This is a genomic window from Salsuginibacillus kocurii DSM 18087 (assembly GCF_000377705.1).
In the GTDB taxonomy this organism is placed as follows: domain Bacteria; phylum Bacillota; class Bacilli; order Bacillales; family Marinococcaceae; genus Salsuginibacillus; species Salsuginibacillus kocurii.
The window spans coordinates 1-14,832 of sequence record NZ_KB898629.1 but is presented as its reverse complement, the minus strand read 5'-3'; the positions used below and the strand labels follow the sequence as shown (position 1 = coordinate 14,832).

Below are 14,832 nucleotides of genomic sequence, written 5' to 3'. Positions count from 1 at the left end.
ACGAATGTCAAACGAACCAATTAAACTTGTCATTCTATGCAGCTGGGGAGCAACTTCCAGCCAGCTTGCTCAAAAAGTTCAGGAGGCTGCTAAGAAGCGCGAAGTCAACCTGGAAGCCTATGCGGGTGGCACAGGAGAGTTTAAAGAAAAAGCCGCGCAATACAATGTCGCTTTGCTAGAGCCCCAAGTCAGGCATCTACGTAAAGAAATGACGAAGGTAGCCGATGAATACAACATTCCGATTGAACTTGTGGACCAGCGTGCATTCGCCTTGATGGATGGTGACAAAGTCCTCGACCAAGTCCTTAAGTTGAAACAATAATTCAAAGCTAATAGGAGAGATTTCTATGAATGCTGTGCAATGGCTCGAGGACCATTTAATGGGTCCTTTGAGTAAAATCGCGCAAAACATTTACTTACAATCCATTCGTGATGCGTTCGTTATCTTTGCGCTGCCGGTTATTATAACTGGCTCCTTATTTCTTATCGTAGCGAATCCACCGGACACATTAAATTGGGGAATTATTGATGCATGGGTGAACGCCGTAGAGCCAATACAAGCACAACTGTTGTTCCCCCATCATTTAACCTTTGGCCTGATGGCATTGATGGTGGCTTTTGGTATCGGATATAGTTTGGGGCAGCGTCGGGAAATCGATGCTGTTATGGCCGGTATCTTATCAATGCTTGCTTTTTTCATGACAACATTTCCAGTCGTTGATATTGAAGAAGTAGCTTTCGGAGAAATTTTAGAGAACCTCGGAGGGCAAGGACTCTTCGTCGCAATCATATTGGGAATTCTCGTGACGGAAGCGATGCGCTTTTTAATTAATAAAGGTGTGACGGTAGAAATGCCTGCCGGCGTGCCACCTTATGTTATGCGAACCTTTCGTGCCTTGTTGCCATTTTTAATCCTATTACCGCTTGTTTGGATTTTAGCCTGGATTATATATGCCAATACAGGCGTAACCATTCCGGAAGGTGTTCTGCAAATTTTCCAACCGCTTGTAGCTGCATCCAACACATACTGGGCAGCGCTCGGCATGATTTTAATTATGATGGTGCTGTGGGGAATGGGAATTCACGGGATGAACGTGGTTTCCTCAGTAGTCTATCCCTTCTGGACGAGTCAGCTTGTGGCTAACGCGGAAGCTGTTAACGCCGGGGAGCAGGCGGATGGAATTGTAACAGAACCTTTTTTCCACATGTTTACACACATTGGAGGTTCTGGGGTCACGTTAGGGTTAGCCATCTTTGCAATGTTTTCGATTTCAGTGCAGATCAAACAGGTCGGCCGAACAGCGATTATTCCTTCTTTGTTTAACATTAATGAACCGTTAATTTTCGGCTTGCCGATCGTGCTAAATCCAATACTTTTTATTCCATTTGTTATTGCTCCGGTCGTAATTGTAACTTCAAATTACTTCCTGTTTGCATCTGGGATCTTACCTCCAGTCGTTGTTCAACCACCATTTACGTTGCCGATTTTCTTTGGTGGATTTTTAGCTACTGGCGGTTCACTCTTAGCGGGGCTCGTACAAATTGGTAATGTCATTGTCGCTACCCTCATTTACTATCCATTCTTTAAGCAATATGAAAAGCAACTTGCCAAGCAGGAACGTGAAGAAGAATCTGAAGAGAGCGCAGAATCACAGATTACGTAACAAGAGAGGGATTTCTATGAATTATGAAGAAACAATGATGCAGCTGATCCTGCATGGGGGGAATGCTCGTGGTGCTGCATATGAAGCATTAGATGAGGCTGAAGAATATAAGTTTGAAGAAGCAGAAAGTAAGCTAGAGGAAGCCAACGATGAATTTCTCAAAGGACACAAATATCAGACTGAGCTAATACAAAACGAAAATGACGGTACAGTCCCAAGCTTCTTTATGATTCATGCCCAGGATCACCTCATGACAGCTCAAGCAGAACTTGCGCTTATTAAACGCTTAATTGTTCAACTTAAAAAAACACAAGCTATTGAAGCACGATTAGAAGCAGTGGAATGATAACAACGGCCCGCTCTTGCATCATGAGAGCGGGCCGTTTTGTGGCATGCGCCAAAAATGAAAGAAAACCCCAGACGTTCATTCAGATACTCTGGTTGCTCCTACACTTCCTCGCCACCAACAACTTTACGGTCACTCTAGGCAAAAGGTGGACGAGTTACCTTTCATTGCGGTATTCTATCCTTTATAAGATAAGATAAGTTGGAGGTACATAGAATGGCAACTGAATTTAAGTGGGATGCACCGCTTCCACCTGATCAGGTTTTTGCGTTATATGAAGACGCTAACTGGGCTGCATATACAGAAGATTTGGACCTATTAATGAATGCGATTGACCTTTCGCTGGCCGTGCTTACCGCCTGGGAGGAGAACCGACTAGTCGGTCTGATTCGTGCCGTCGGCGATGGGCTTACCATTCTCTATATCCAGGATCTTCTCGTTTTAAAAAGCTATCAACATCAAGGCATCGGTTCGGAATTAGTTCAGCGCCTGCTTCAGCGCTATGCCCACGTCCGGCAAAACGTATTGCTTACTGAAGAAGACCCGAGTGTACGCGCCTTTTACGAAAAGCAAGACTTCTCTTCTTGTGACCAAGGCGATTTAGTCGCTTTTGTAAACTTAAAAGCCTAAGGTATTTATCATCTACCTCCCCTGTATAAAAATCTCTTCTTTTAAAGCTAACTCTTTTGAGTATCTTTCTTTTGCATAAAACCCCCGGCATTGATTAATATGTTACTATACAAGCTTGAAGTGAAACAAATTCCCTTTGCTTCCGTACATAATTACACGGGCAACCTAAGGGAGGAGGAGAAACGAGTGAAATTTAACACCCAAAAGAACCCTTTTCTTGTTATCCTTCCCTATTTGTTTCTATTCCTGGCTGGGTTTATATTGGTTGATGAAGGCTTTTCTTTCTTAACGCTTCTTATCAGCATTACCCTTGCTGTTTTCGGTAGTATGCTATTATATGCTCTGTTTACATCCTATTTCATTCTTACCGACGAGATGTTAGTCATTCGTTATGGTTGGTATAAAAAAACGATTCCCTTACAAGAGATCAGACAGGTTAATTATACGAACAACCTTATTAACGCTTATGCCTGGACATTTACACGGCTTAAAATTACTACCACCAGTGAATATTGCTTATATTCAAAACCAAAGCCTGAAACTGACTTTTTTATGCAAATGGACCAAGCCGGCATTCAGGTCGAATATCCTCACCAGCATAAAGAAACGTAACTACCCTGTATACCTTATGGATTGCAAAAGCATCACGCCAGTCATTTATGGTATGATAGTAGCATTACCCAAATATTTTCGTGGGCTGTAAGTTCGAAAAGCTTCAATGTTAAATTTGTTTGTCCTTCGATTAGCTCTTCTTTCATATCATTGTAATAAACGGATTGTTCACGAATTCCTCAATCCTTTTTTTGCCGTGGCATGTTACACTTTCAGCAAGAACATATGTGAAATATAAAAAGGCGGTTCGTAAAGTATGACCGAAGTTACTATTTTACTCGCGTTCGGAGCCGGCATGCTGGCGTTTCTATCGCCATGCACCCTCCCCTTGTACCCTTCGTTTATTTCCTACATTACAGGGGTGTCGGTGAACGAACTTAAAACAAACAAAAGCTTATGGCCGGTGACACTTAAGCATTCGATTCTCTTTTGTTTAGGCTTTTCTGTGATTTACTATATTCTCGGTTTCTCAGCAGGGGCGATTGGAAACATTTTCTACAGTTATCAAGGGTTAATCCAACAGCTGGGTGGAATTTTCCTTATTCTAGTTGGACTTTTCTTAACTGGAATAATAAAGCCGAGCCTGCTGATGAGCAGTAAAAAACTGAATTACACGCCGAAAAAAACCGGTGCCTTCAACACCCTGCTTATCGGTCTCATTTTTGGGGCCGGCTGGACCCCTTGTATCGGACCAATCTTTGGCGCAATCATGATGCAAAGTGCTGCCCAGCCTGAGCAAACGTTTATAAACGTCACTTCATACTCCGTTGGTTTTGCGCTCCCGTTTATCGCAATGGGCTTTGCGCTCGGTAAAGTGTCAGTGATAACAAAATACTCCGGTCTTCTAATGAAGATCGGCGGTGTGTTTATCATCATCATTGGCTTCATGGTCTTCTTTGACTTGATGTATTACCTCAATATTTGGAGCAACCAACTACCGTTTAACTTAGGTTAATTCCATCACGTAGGTTATGGAGTTCAATGAGCAAACGGTCCTTTTTCCATTTCACTGCTGTTTTCAGCGTTTTTCAAACAATAGCGGACATCACGAAAAGAAGAGGCAAAGCCCCGGTTGCGTGGGGATAGCGGAACAGTATCCGTTACAAAGGTGCTTCCACAAAAAATCGAACAACAATATAGATCAAGACGGAAGAATGTGTAGCCGGGAGCTATACATTCAATTACCGACTGACTTATAAAGAAAACTTGCCAAAGCCCAGCCTACGGCGTGGCTGAACCTTCGTTGCACGTATACCGTTCCCTTCAACTATTTGTACATTCTTACGGTGTCATAAGAAACCAGCCGCTCTGTTGCGGCTGGTCTTTTTAACGAAAAGGGTCTACTCTTTCTATCTTTCCACTGCTTAGACCACGTCATTGTACCTACCTTTTTCGTTTACGCACCGCGATACATCCACATGTTCATGTAAAAGAATACAGTTGGCATGCCACCAAATCGGATAAACTGTCTAGCTTGACGTTTGACTTTTGGGTCGGCCTGGACTTTCTCGTCTGCCAAATAAATCGCGAGTAGCCCTTTATTTATCATGCGATGAAAGGAAGCATCCGGCAAGGCTAACACATGGCGGTCTGCTTGTTCTTTAATATAACGCATCCGTTCCGTCATTTCTTCTTCCGATTGATAATAAGAAACGAAATTCAAGTCGCCTTCGATGCGATCTTCTTCTTGGTCAATAAAATAATCCAGCATAATGTGAAGACCCTGAAGCCACGGGAAATACCCTTCTTTCACCTGCTCAAAATCGGTCCCGCTCCTCCCATCCTCTGCTGCATAAGCTGCCAAGCAAAACACACCAAGGGTTGAACCAGCGCACGCCGAAAACTCGTACCAGCTCATCTGCGGCACTTCCTGTTCTACCCGAGCAAACCAACTTTCAAGCAGGGCTTCCCGTTTATCCTCAGCCACATGCTTATAAACTTGCAAGTCACAATAATACCCTGCCAACTGCTGCATATATGGCTGTGCGTTCAAAAAACCCGGACAATTCCGCAAGACCTCCTGACAAGTCGTAACTAAAGAACATAAGTACCCATCTTCTTGTTCCTCTCTAAATGCATAATAATTGCCCGGCTCCACCTCAGGGTCAAGGGCATGTAGAAGAGATTCATGGAGCCGCCTAAAATCTTGTTCGCTTAACGAAGTACTGCGGTCACATAAATTATCTAAGTAATCACTAATCGTTTGGTACGCTACAATAAAACGAATGATATCTTTTTGCTTATTCCTAGCTAACAAGCCATATACCGCTCCCCCTTCACAATGAAACCGTTTGTCTTTCAAACTGGCCAGGGCCTGATTGCGCAATTCTTCATCCGGAATTTGCGTCGCGATCTTTTCCCATGCGGCAAGCTCCGTTCGAACTTGAGGCAGTACCTGCCGATAAATTTGATATAACAAGGTCCACGGCTTCGTAGGCAACTTCATAATAGATCGCCTCACTTAGATTATTTTTAAATAGTGTATGCACCTCTTAGTTGTACATGCTATATACTAATATAGGTTAAAATTCTAAATATTGGAACTTTTTTTGTAAAAAAAACACACACACATGTTTTCCCCTAATAGATTCAGTTTTGGGAGGGAAAACGTTCATTCTCAACTGAAATAGCAGAATATTTAGCCTTCCAACCATAAAAGAATTAACAATACAAGTAACCTACAAAAACGCCCATAAATTAGAGCTGTGCGTTTTCACTCATATTTTCTTCCCATATTAAACTACGCACCCGTTAGTTGAAGAATTTGTTTTAAATTATTTATTTTCCCTTTCTAAACGCTTTTGTGCTAAGGCTATTTTTTCTCGCTCTAATTTAATTTGTTCAAGTTTTACTTCATTTTTCTTTTTTGAATCATATATCCCCCAAACAACCAATCCAATAGTAACAAATGATAGCAGAATATAAATCACAAATGCTCCCCCTCTTTAGAACTAACTCCCCTTTAATTTAAGAAAAAATTACTTTATCTGAATCAATTTCATCATTCAAAATAAGATACTCAAATCCGAATAATGAATATGACCTTCACTTTAGACGGACGCTTTCCCGAGGGCTTGTCTTCAGCTACCTTTTTCGATGTAACCATGCGAAAAAGTGGATATTCAGACTGCGCTTTCTCCTCTGGGAGTCGCCGTCTTACGTTTCAGTCACTTTTGAAATTCCGTATAGTAAATAAAAAGTAAATAGATCGTATTCGTTTTATTGCTCCTAAAACGTCATGATGAAATTGATTATAGCTGTTTGGTTTTTTTCCATATTTTTTTGGCCACAGGCAAACACTCTTCGTCTGTAAAATTTGAATCAAACGCTTTAGTAAAGATCTGTCCAATACCATCAACGTCTAAACCATGATGTGACTTATGAAAGGATTAAGAGCATAATTGCTCAAGATAAAAATTTTATTACGGGCGCAGCATGTCCCATGTTAAAGTTTTATGGCATGTGCTTCCGACGCTTTTTCTTCTTATTTTCTGTCGGCAACTCTAAACTCGTTTTAATGATGTTTCATTAAGCTACTATCGTTATAAGTTTGAAAACGAACAACTGAATGGAGTCACCCTCTATTTTTCCACTTTCTGTATGAATTTTATAGCTGGCAGACATAATGTTCAGGAGTTTGAAAACAAAAACCGTAACCTCGGAAGGCACGGTTCATTCATTCTATAAAACGTTATTTTCAATCTTTTCTTTCATATCATCAATTCTCTTCATGCCTACTCGTGTTTTTTCATATGCTTTTTCAACGTTTTCATATCCTAATTCCTCTGCTTCATTAAAATACTTCACTGTCTCTTCCGTCCACTCTTGTATATCTTCATATTCATCGGAGTGCTCCTGAACTTCACCTAAATATGTTTGAGCCTGGGCAATATTCATTTCAATCGATCTCCAACCTTTTACAGATGGTTGTTCTCCTTCATTGCTAACTCTCAATTCCTCTGACCCTGGTTCAATGTTTAGCAATTCTTCCTCTTCTTCTGTTAACTTTTCAAGCGACTCACCAAGTTCTCCAGATACAGTGCTTCTATATTCAGACAGTGATTTTACGCTTGTTATAAACGCACCTAATACCTGTGTCTCATAAAGTCCACCTTGTTCATTATAAGGATGATCAGAAGAGTTAATCCCCGTTCCCGCAGTTATTACATCAATATAATTCTCTGACAATTTCGTTTCTTTATTAAATACTAAGGCATTATTAAAAGCAATACTATTACTGTCTAGAAGATATGGACGATGGTCAAACTTTTCTTTTGCCTCTTCGTGAGATATGCGCCCTTCTTCTGGTAATTCAAATTCAGCTAAAGTTTCTGCAATACGTTCATCTTTTTCCATGAAATTATTAGCAGCGTCTTCTTCAAATTTTTCCTGATTCCGTATTTGAAGATTACTAGAGTTAACTTGTGCTTCTGACCCTACCTCTTTAGCATTAACTTCATTGCTATTTGCACTTTGTTCATTTCCTTCATTACATGCTGATAAAATTAATAAACTTGAAAGAAATGAAAAAAGAATCAAAATCTTTTTCATGTAAGACTCTCCTTTTGCCGCATTATTCAAAAATAAACTTCATTCATTTTAACTATTACCATGCTTATATTTTCTGTAGAGGAAAAATAAGAGGCTATTTATCACTTACTACCACGGAAGACAATACCATGGCGGGTCTGCAGCGATTCCGCAATGCCGTGAATAATCTTGAAGAAAGTAGGTAAATTCCTGAAATAGATAAATAGATAATAGAAATACTCCTGCAAGTAAACCGAAAAACAAAAGGAGTTTACCTCCGTCTTTTACCGTTTCTATCATGTTTATCTCCTTTCCTTATGAACCTCCCCATAAACCCGGATCATGTTTCCAATGTATCGGTGAAAAGTAGCTCCCCAATAGGTAATAGAACCACTACTATGTGTAATCCGTACCACCACTTACAGATAAGACTTCACTTATAATATTACTTTGAGCCTCTGTTACGTTTGATAGATATCTATAACCTGCATGATTAGAACCATTATTATACTAACAAATAAAGGATTTTCTGGAAAGTTTATAAATAATAGACCTATATATAAATCGTTCCTAGTTTAGAAGTCTAGCAGGAGTAGTAAAAACAACCTCATTATTATCTACTCAGTACCTTATATTCTTACACATTCTGATGGTTCCATAATTTCTACGATCTACTGTAATAAACCTACATAAATACCCATGTGTGGATCTTAAATGCTATCAAATAAACGTTTCCGGTTTAAGTTCTCAATGTATGTCTCAATGGTACTAAATGTATTGTTTCATTATCTTCTGGTCATGCATCAGATTACTCTGCTGACTCTTTACTCATATTCATCATCAACCTCAATATCATCATCTTCATAATGAGTAACTCCATAGATCGTATGATCTGAATAACCATTTCTGTGAATATCTAGATCATGATAAAGGCGATGGAGTTTTTTTGCTATATCTTGTTCTTCTTCTTCATCTAAATCATTACTATTTAATTTTTCTTTATGATTTATAATGTTTTTAAGGTCTTTTTGTAAATCCTCACTGCCTATTTCTTCATAGTAAGATCGAGCTTTTTCAATGTTATCTTCTAATCCCCTAACTAAACCAGTATGAAATACATTAATATGCCCATGTAGAACAAGTTCATTCCATCGTTCGTGTCTTTCTTCTATAAATTCATTTACATTTGTTTCAGCTTCTTGAGTTGCTTTCTCTTCTTCTTGTTCTTGTTCGTTACCTTCTGAAGCTCCTGGGTCTTCTCCTAAAACCAAATTGGTTATATATAAACCTAAACCAATACCTAAACTAAGTATTAACATAGATGTAAGAGCTATTATTTTCTTCATGAACATTCCCCCAGACAGTGTATAAATTATTCCTATCATTACTGGAAATCATTGTACAAACAGCCTTAATATTATAATTAAACAAAGAAAGAAGGCAGCAGATAAATCGCTGCCTTCTTACTCTACAAAATCAATTGAGTTTCCCTCTCCATAATAAGTAACACCAAATATGGCGTCATCCATGAATATCAAGGTCATGGTATAAAGAACGGCCTTATGTGTTATTTTTCATCAACGTAATGATCAATCACTTTAACCATATCATCAACCTTTTCTTTACCATCTAGAAGAACTTCATAGGCATCTTCATAGTTATCTTGGCCAAGATCCTTCATCTCTTTAAAATATTGGCGTGTTTCCTGCGTCCATTCATGAATTTCTTCATAATCCGTAAGATACGGATCTATCCTACCGAAATAGTAATCAACAGCCCCATGGTTTCCTTCAAGCGCAGGCCATCCCTTTGCTTGTACAGGCTTTCTAGCCTCTCTACTTATTAATTTATCTTCATCTTCAATTTGTAATAATTCATGATCTTCTTCTGTAAGATCTTCAAATGAGCCGCCTTGTTCTCCATGAACATTGGTCATGATTTCAGAAACATGCTCAACAGTAGACATGAATAACCCTAAAGCTTGCGTTCCATACGGATCAGCTGGTTTTTCATATCCAAGACCTTCATAATTAACACGTCTAATTCGTACTGCTTTATTTGTATCTTCCTCAAAGCGAAAGAAGTTGTCAAAAGCGATCTCATCGGGTTGAGGTTCAAAACCTTCCCCTCCTGGAAATTGTTCTACAGCTTCTTCATGAGATAAACGACCTTCCTGCGGTAATTCAAAAGAAGCTAATGTTTGCCCAATTTCTTGTTCTTGTTCTGTAAACACAGAATCTTCAACGTTGGATTTGTCATTGCTATTCATAGGTTTTGCTTGAGCTTCTTGATCATTAGCTTCCTCTGTGTCACAAGCTGCAAGTAACAATGAAATCGCAAACATTCCGGTCATGAAGGTTTTTTTCATGTATGTACCCCCTTGGAATTACTTCAACATATTTCCATTATATCAAACGTACATTCGACAAAAAATGGTAAACTATTGATATAGCTGATTTCTTTCAAATATTGCTTTTCAAACTTCATTTGTTTCTGGTCCAATCCCTATCATATCTCCTAAATATGGCCCGTAACATTCGCCAAACCACCTGTTTTCACTTAAATAGTGGGACCCCTGTTAGTTAATAAGTCTGGTTAACTTTATATTCCCTCTGCTTGAGCTGCTTGAAGCCTGCATAGACAGAGGAGAAGAGCGGGGACTATCCATTAATAAAGGTCTCTTCCTTATTACTAGGCAGGAGGCTGCGAATTGTTCAGCCCATGCAAAAGCCCCCGAATTCCCCGGGGGTTTTGCTGTTGAAGCTAACGTTTATGCTTCTGCTTTACCTTCACTAACTCTTCAAACCTTTCCAACCGGTCTTTCTCCTCGCCAGCCGTACCCTGAAGCCGGCTCATCACCTCGGCCATCTCCAGTTCCAGCGCCAGCAGATCTACGGTGCCCTCTTCCATTTCACCTTCATTTCTCTTTTTTAGAAAGAAAAGCTTAACCGTTTTTTAGATCCAGTATGTGCGTCACGTGCTGCTGGACGAAGTAGACCTTTGTAAGATGAGTAAAGGTGGTCGTACAACTCTACTTCAACGGTGGATGGGGCTCCCTTGCCCCATCTTGTTTTCTCAATATTTTACTTCCCTTCTTTGCTGAAGAAAACTGCAAGCAGTATAGCACACACGCCACCTGTTAGTTTCCCCACTATCATCGCAAATACGTAACTGGCATCCACTCCGGCAACAAACCCCAAATGCCCACCAAACACAAAGGCGCCGCTTACGCAAAATGCAGCCACCACTGTTTTTCCACGCGGATTCATCTCTGGAAAAAGAGAAAACGCTGGTATAGTATGAGCAAGTGAGGCCATTAAGCCAGCGCTTGCTTTACCATTGATTGATATGATGTTGCCGAAGCGTGCCAGCGGCCGTTCGAGCAACCGGCTTAACAAATGAACGAGCGGTAGCGCTCCAGCAAGTACTAGCACAATTTGCCCGATAATGGACATGCTTTCGGCAAGCGGAGTCAGGCCAGCAACCAGTGTGAACGGCAGCAAGGTATCGAATGCAAGCAGTACAATCCCGATGACGGCAAGGCTTGTAACGACTTGCCCTATAGTCGTAAATACGTAAAGGGTCCTTAGGTGAAAAAAGGTGAGCCCAAATACAGTCAGGCAGGAAAAGAAAAGCGCCGGCACTAAATTGAGAAGCATCAGCTCAAGCGGCAGTCCTGCTGTCAGCCCTCCAGCTAAACAGCCAAGCGGCGCACAAACCAGGCCGAGTAAAATTCCTTTCGTGAAATACGGTCTATCTTCTTTCGAGAGCATACCAAATGCGATGGGCACGGTAAACGTAATCGTCGGTCCGTACATCGTACCGATAAACACCCAGGCAAAGACCGCAGCTGCTTCACTTTCGCCGACTTCCATTGCCAAGGCATGCCCGCCCATATCCAATGCCAATATCGTATTAATCAGCGCCGCCGGATCAATGCCAACTGCTTGATAAACGGGGCTACTAAACCAGTACACACCTTCAGCAAGCAGCGGGGCAATCGTCATAATCCCAACAATAATTAAAGCGAGCGACCCCATCATTTGAAACGCTTCCTGAAATTTTTTCCCCAGGCCGAACTTCGAGCCGATGATGTAATCTATAGCACTTATGGCAAGTATAACGGTAAGTATAAGTAAAATAAGGTCATTGATATTCATAGATTTAGTGTACGCCAGAAGGAAGAAAATTGTCACCTGGCGAAAGTAGCAAAGGGATGAACCGTCCATCTTCTTTAGAGATAGGTTAGAAGGCAAGCAGGACGGGTAAACCTGGAAAGGTAACCATCAGGGAAACAGGAGGTAAAAACAATGACTATCTTCAATAGTAAGGCCCTAGAAAATGAACATATTCTGATTACCGGTGCTACCGGCGGCATTGGCTATGTTACGGCCCAAAAGGCAGTGGAGCTTGGCGCCACTTGTACCGTAACAGGCCGAAATGAAGAAAAACTTCAGCAATTAAAGGCAGCATGTATTGAAACGAACGACAAGGCTAACGTTTTTGTTTGCCCTGCAGATATCAGGAAAGATGAAAGCCGGGAAATGCTAGTGGAGGCTGCCGAAAACGAAGCAGGACCAATCACTGGCCTCGTCAATTCAGCCGGAATTACCGGCGGTGATATTGTGGAAAACGTGCAAGCTGAAGACTTGCGGCACGTAATGGAACTAAATTATACCGCCACCGTATTACTAACCCAGTTGGTCTATCGTTCCATGAAAGAGCGAAAAACCGGTTCAATCGTAAATGTCTCCTCGCTATCTGGCTTGCGCGGCACTTACGGCAATACAGCTTACAGCGCTTCTAAATTTGCTTTGATCGGCTTCACACAATCCTTTGCGCTAGAAGCAATTGAACATAACATCCGTGTAAACGCGGTTTGTCCAGGCTTTGTAAATACTGAAATGGCTCGAGACATCCTAGAACGAAAAGCGGAGAAAGCCGGGCGCTCATATGACGAGCAAGTGAAGCTAGTCGAAGACAACCTCCCTTCCGGACGCATCACCACCGCCGAAGAAGTCGCAACTAGCATTCTCTTTTTACTAACGACAGCTGCCGAAAACATCGTCGGAGAATCGATGAAAATCTCCGGAGGCGCTGTTATGCGCTAACTGTTTTCAGAGTTTTAAACGATCGTTTAAATCAAAATAGGTAACTATGCAACGGGAGGAGCCAATTTGACATAAGAAAAAGCTGACTCACATCACAGGTGAGAAGTCAGCTTTTTCTTTTCCTTATGAATATGTCCCTGTCTCTTCTTTCTGATATCCGGGCCGCTGCATCGCATAGAGGAGCCAGACGAGCGAAAGCATCATGATAATGGTGCCGCTGCTTTCCAAGTGATAGCCAAGCAACCACGTGGTTAAATCAGAACCGAATTCGACCATAAAAGTGAATATCATCGTAAACAACACAAAATGAAAGGCTAATTTAACAAACCTCACATTCTTCCATTCTGGAAAGATAAACATCGTTTGCATCCTTTCTAGCAAAACTTATCTTAACTATATGTTAACATGTACATCCAGTATTTTGAAATCAAACAAACAAATCATCTGCGCATTAGAAAGGAATATGAGACACTTTATGAAGAGAAAGAAATGAGGTGACTGTTATGAATATAGGGATTCTAGATCAAATCCCGCTCCCACGCGGCTCTTCCGTTGATGAGACGTTCACACATACAATCCAGCTCGCAAAAGAAGCCGAACGTCTTGGCTATCGGCGCTATTGGTTAGCTGAACATCATAACACAAATGGCCTGTTAAGCACTTCTCCTGAAATTATGATTCCTCGCTTAGCCTCCGCTACAACTTCCATAAAAGTCGGTTCCGGGGGCGTGCTGCTGCCACAATACTCCCCCTTTAAAGTAGCTGAAGACTTTAAGCTGCTTGAAGCGCTATTCCCGGGCCGAATTGAGCTTGGCGTCGGCCGCTCTCCGGGTGGTAGTGAACGAACAAGGCGTGCACTCACCAATGACGCTGAAAATAATCTTGAGGCGTTTCCTCAGCAAGTAACAGACCTGTACGGATTCTTGCGTGATGAGTTGCCCCGCCAGCACTCGTTTCGCACCGTGAAAACTTCTCCTCGTTTCGCGGAAGCTCCGCCTCTTTCCATTCTTGCTTTATCCAAGCCAAGCGCCCAAGTGGCGGCAGCGAACGGACTGGGGCTTGTTTTCGGCCATTTCATTTCACCGGACCGCTGGCAAGAAACGTTGACTGCTTATCGGGACCAGTTCATACCTTCCTCCCAACAGGAAGAGCCGAGCGTCACCGTTTGTGTTTTCGTCGTTTGTGCCGAGTCAAGTGAACGGGCAGAGGAACTGGCCACTACCCTGGACCATTGGCTGCTCGGGGTGGAAAAAGGAAACACGAAAATCCCCTCCCTAGAAGACGTGCACCGTACAGAAATCAAGCCGGAGGATCAGGAAAAAATCGAGCAAAACCGCAGACGCATGGTAGTCGGAACGGCGGAGGAAGTAAAAGCAGAATTGCTTAAGCTAAGCGAACGGTACGCGACCGATGATTTTTTGGTCATTACCAATATAGCCGGGTTTGAAGCTCGTATCCGTTCCTACCAATTGCTCGCGGAGGCCTTTGGATTAAACGACGACTAGATGGTAACCGGGGGGAGGGGGAGGTTTAACATGGGATGGAAACAGAGGTGCATGGTTGAAAGGATCAAAGGAGTGCCGCGTCGTGCCTCTTGAGTGCAGTGTCACTCCTTTCTGTTGTGGCGTCGCTCCTCTTGAGTGCCGCGTCTCCGTGGTATGTCAACACCAAACTGGACACATTTATAAAGTTGCTTTTTTAAATTCCATGGGAGACTGATAACCTAATGAGCTGTGTAAACGAATGTGATTAAACCAATGAACATAATCAAACAATTGGAGGTCAAGTTCTTGTTGGTTAGGGAACGTTTGATTATGTACGAATTCTGTTTTAATGGTTTTAAATGTAGCTTCAGCTACAGCATTGTCATAGGGAGTTCCTTTATGACTTAAAGAACGTTCTATACCGAAGGTGTGTAATGTGTCTTCAATTTGTTTAT

Annotated in this window: 18 protein-coding genes; 8 read left to right on the top strand and 10 right to left on the bottom strand. The window is 41.7% G+C overall.

Annotated features, from left to right (window positions below; all coding sequences use genetic code 11):
• The first annotated feature begins 4 nt into the window (after positions 1-4).
• The 6 genes from D469_RS0113550 (at position 5) to D469_RS0113525 (ending at position 4,207) form a co-directional block, all read left to right on the top strand.
• Entirely contained in the window at positions 5-322 is a 318-nt protein-coding gene (locus tag D469_RS0113550) for a PTS sugar transporter subunit IIB (protein ID WP_018923938.1), read from the top strand.
• A 25-nt stretch (positions 323-347) separates the two neighbouring features.
• Entirely contained in the window at positions 348-1,664 is a 1,317-nt protein-coding gene (locus D469_RS0113545) for a PTS sugar transporter subunit IIC (RefSeq protein WP_018923937.1), read from the top strand.
• 10 nt (positions 1,665-1,674) lie between these two features.
• Complete coding sequence (locus D469_RS0113540; protein WP_026286243.1) at positions 1,675-2,010, top strand: PTS lactose/cellobiose transporter subunit IIA; 336 nt, start codon at positions 1,675-1,677, stop codon at positions 2,008-2,010.
• Positions 2,011-2,226: 216 nt separating this feature from the next.
• The gene (locus tag D469_RS0113535; protein WP_018923935.1) at positions 2,227-2,640 is read left to right on the top strand and encodes a GNAT family N-acetyltransferase; all 414 of its coding nucleotides are present in this window, start codon (positions 2,227-2,229) and stop codon (positions 2,638-2,640) included.
• A gap of 186 nt (positions 2,641-2,826) precedes the next feature.
• Positions 2,827-3,252 carry a PH domain-containing protein gene (locus D469_RS0113530; protein ID WP_018923934.1) on the top strand — a complete coding sequence of 142 codons (426 nt, stop codon included), beginning with the start codon at positions 2,827-2,829 and terminating at the stop codon, positions 3,250-3,252.
• 256 nt (positions 3,253-3,508) lie between these two features.
• On the top strand, positions 3,509-4,207 hold the full coding sequence (locus D469_RS0113525; RefSeq protein WP_018923933.1) for a cytochrome c biogenesis CcdA family protein: 699 nt from the start codon (positions 3,509-3,511) through the stop codon (positions 4,205-4,207).
• Positions 4,208-4,648: 441 nt separating this feature from the next.
• On the opposite strand, the gene D469_RS0113520 is transcribed toward D469_RS0113525, so the two are convergent.
• The 8 genes from D469_RS0113520 to D469_RS0113485 form a co-directional block, all read right to left on the bottom strand.
• Positions 4,649-5,698 carry a tetraprenyl-beta-curcumene synthase family protein gene (locus tag D469_RS0113520; protein WP_018923932.1) on the bottom strand — a complete coding sequence of 350 codons (1,050 nt, stop codon included), beginning with the start codon at positions 5,696-5,698 and terminating at the stop codon, positions 4,649-4,651.
• A 328-nt stretch (positions 5,699-6,026) separates the two neighbouring features.
• A complete protein-coding gene (locus D469_RS22140; protein WP_018923931.1) occupies positions 6,027-6,182 on the bottom strand; it encodes a hypothetical protein in 156 nt (51 codons plus the stop codon).
• A 751-nt stretch (positions 6,183-6,933) separates the two neighbouring features.
• Positions 6,934-7,803: a hypothetical protein gene (locus tag D469_RS0113510; RefSeq protein WP_018923930.1), complete on the bottom strand. Its 870-nt coding sequence runs from the start codon at positions 7,801-7,803 to the stop codon at positions 6,934-6,936.
• Between the two features lie 108 nt (positions 7,804-7,911).
• Positions 7,912-8,082 (bottom strand): hypothetical protein, encoded by a 171-nt coding sequence (locus D469_RS22135; protein WP_018923929.1) that lies wholly within the window; start codon positions 8,080-8,082, stop codon positions 7,912-7,914.
• Between the two features lie 524 nt (positions 8,083-8,606).
• Positions 8,607-9,128: a hypothetical protein gene (locus D469_RS21260; protein ID WP_018923928.1), complete on the bottom strand. Its 522-nt coding sequence runs from the start codon at positions 9,126-9,128 to the stop codon at positions 8,607-8,609.
• Positions 9,129-9,349: 221 nt separating this feature from the next.
• A complete protein-coding gene (locus D469_RS0113495) occupies positions 9,350-10,150 on the bottom strand; it encodes a hypothetical protein (RefSeq protein WP_018923927.1) in 801 nt (266 codons plus the stop codon).
• 395 nt (positions 10,151-10,545) lie between these two features.
• Entirely contained in the window at positions 10,546-10,692 is a 147-nt protein-coding gene (locus tag D469_RS22130; protein WP_018923926.1) for a hypothetical protein, read from the bottom strand.
• 173 nt (positions 10,693-10,865) lie between these two features.
• On the bottom strand, positions 10,866-11,942 hold the full coding sequence (locus tag D469_RS0113485) for an ethanolamine utilization protein EutH (protein ID WP_018923925.1): 1,077 nt from the start codon (positions 11,940-11,942) through the stop codon (positions 10,866-10,868).
• A gap of 150 nt (positions 11,943-12,092) precedes the next feature.
• Here D469_RS0113485 and D469_RS0113480 point away from each other — a divergent pair, with 150 nt between their 5' ends.
• On the top strand, positions 12,093-12,893 hold the full coding sequence (locus D469_RS0113480) for an SDR family NAD(P)-dependent oxidoreductase (RefSeq protein ID WP_018923924.1): 801 nt from the start codon (positions 12,093-12,095) through the stop codon (positions 12,891-12,893).
• Positions 12,894-13,016: 123 nt separating this feature from the next.
• On the opposite strand, the gene D469_RS0113475 is transcribed toward D469_RS0113480, so the two are convergent.
• Entirely contained in the window at positions 13,017-13,253 is a 237-nt protein-coding gene (locus tag D469_RS0113475) for a hypothetical protein (RefSeq protein ID WP_018923923.1), read from the bottom strand.
• 143 nt (positions 13,254-13,396) lie between these two features.
• On the opposite strand from D469_RS0113475, the gene D469_RS0113470 reads away from it, so the two are divergent.
• A complete protein-coding gene (locus D469_RS0113470; protein WP_018923922.1) occupies positions 13,397-14,398 on the top strand; it encodes an LLM class flavin-dependent oxidoreductase in 1,002 nt (333 codons plus the stop codon).
• A 177-nt stretch (positions 14,399-14,575) separates the two neighbouring features.
• Here the strand turns inward: D469_RS0113470 and D469_RS0113465 are convergent.
• A partial coding sequence (locus tag D469_RS0113465; protein ID WP_018923921.1) for an IS3 family transposase occupies positions 14,576-14,832 on the bottom strand: 257 nt, incomplete at its 5' end.

What these genes read in the sequence shown, in the direction of transcription:
- D469_RS0113550 (WP_018923938.1), top strand. Translation starts at nt 5, where the DNA reads ATGTCAAACGAACCAATTAAACTTGTCATTCTATGCAGCTGGGGAGCA.
- D469_RS0113545 (WP_018923937.1), top strand. Translation starts at nt 348, where the DNA reads ATGAATGCTGTGCAATGGCTCGAGGACCATTTAATGGGTCCTTTGAGT.
- D469_RS0113535 (WP_018923935.1), top strand. Translation starts at nt 2,227, where the DNA reads ATGGCAACTGAATTTAAGTGGGATGCACCGCTTCCACCTGATCAGGTT.
- D469_RS0113525 (WP_018923933.1), top strand. Translation starts at nt 3,509, where the DNA reads ATGACCGAAGTTACTATTTTACTCGCGTTCGGAGCCGGCATGCTGGCG.
- D469_RS0113520 (WP_018923932.1), bottom strand. Translation starts at nt 5,698, where the DNA reads ATGAAGTTGCCTACGAAGCCGTGGACCTTGTTATATCAAATTTATCGG.
- D469_RS0113510 (WP_018923930.1), bottom strand. Translation starts at nt 7,803, where the DNA reads ATGAAAAAGATTTTGATTCTTTTTTCATTTCTTTCAAGTTTATTAATT.
- D469_RS22135 (WP_018923929.1), bottom strand. Translation starts at nt 8,082, where the DNA reads ATGATAGAAACGGTAAAAGACGGAGGTAAACTCCTTTTGTTTTTCGGT.
- D469_RS21260 (WP_018923928.1), bottom strand. Translation starts at nt 9,128, where the DNA reads ATGAAGAAAATAATAGCTCTTACATCTATGTTAATACTTAGTTTAGGT.
- D469_RS0113495 (WP_018923927.1), bottom strand. Translation starts at nt 10,150, where the DNA reads ATGAAAAAAACCTTCATGACCGGAATGTTTGCGATTTCATTGTTACTT.
- D469_RS22130 (WP_018923926.1), bottom strand. Translation starts at nt 10,692, where the DNA reads ATGGAAGAGGGCACCGTAGATCTGCTGGCGCTGGAACTGGAGATGGCC.
- D469_RS0113485 (WP_018923925.1), bottom strand. Translation starts at nt 11,942, where the DNA reads ATGAATATCAATGACCTTATTTTACTTATACTTACCGTTATACTTGCC.
- D469_RS0113480 (WP_018923924.1), top strand. Translation starts at nt 12,093, where the DNA reads ATGACTATCTTCAATAGTAAGGCCCTAGAAAATGAACATATTCTGATT.
- D469_RS0113475 (WP_018923923.1), bottom strand. Translation starts at nt 13,253, where the DNA reads ATGTTTATCTTTCCAGAATGGAAGAATGTGAGGTTTGTTAAATTAGCC.
- D469_RS0113470 (WP_018923922.1), top strand. Translation starts at nt 13,397, where the DNA reads ATGAATATAGGGATTCTAGATCAAATCCCGCTCCCACGCGGCTCTTCC.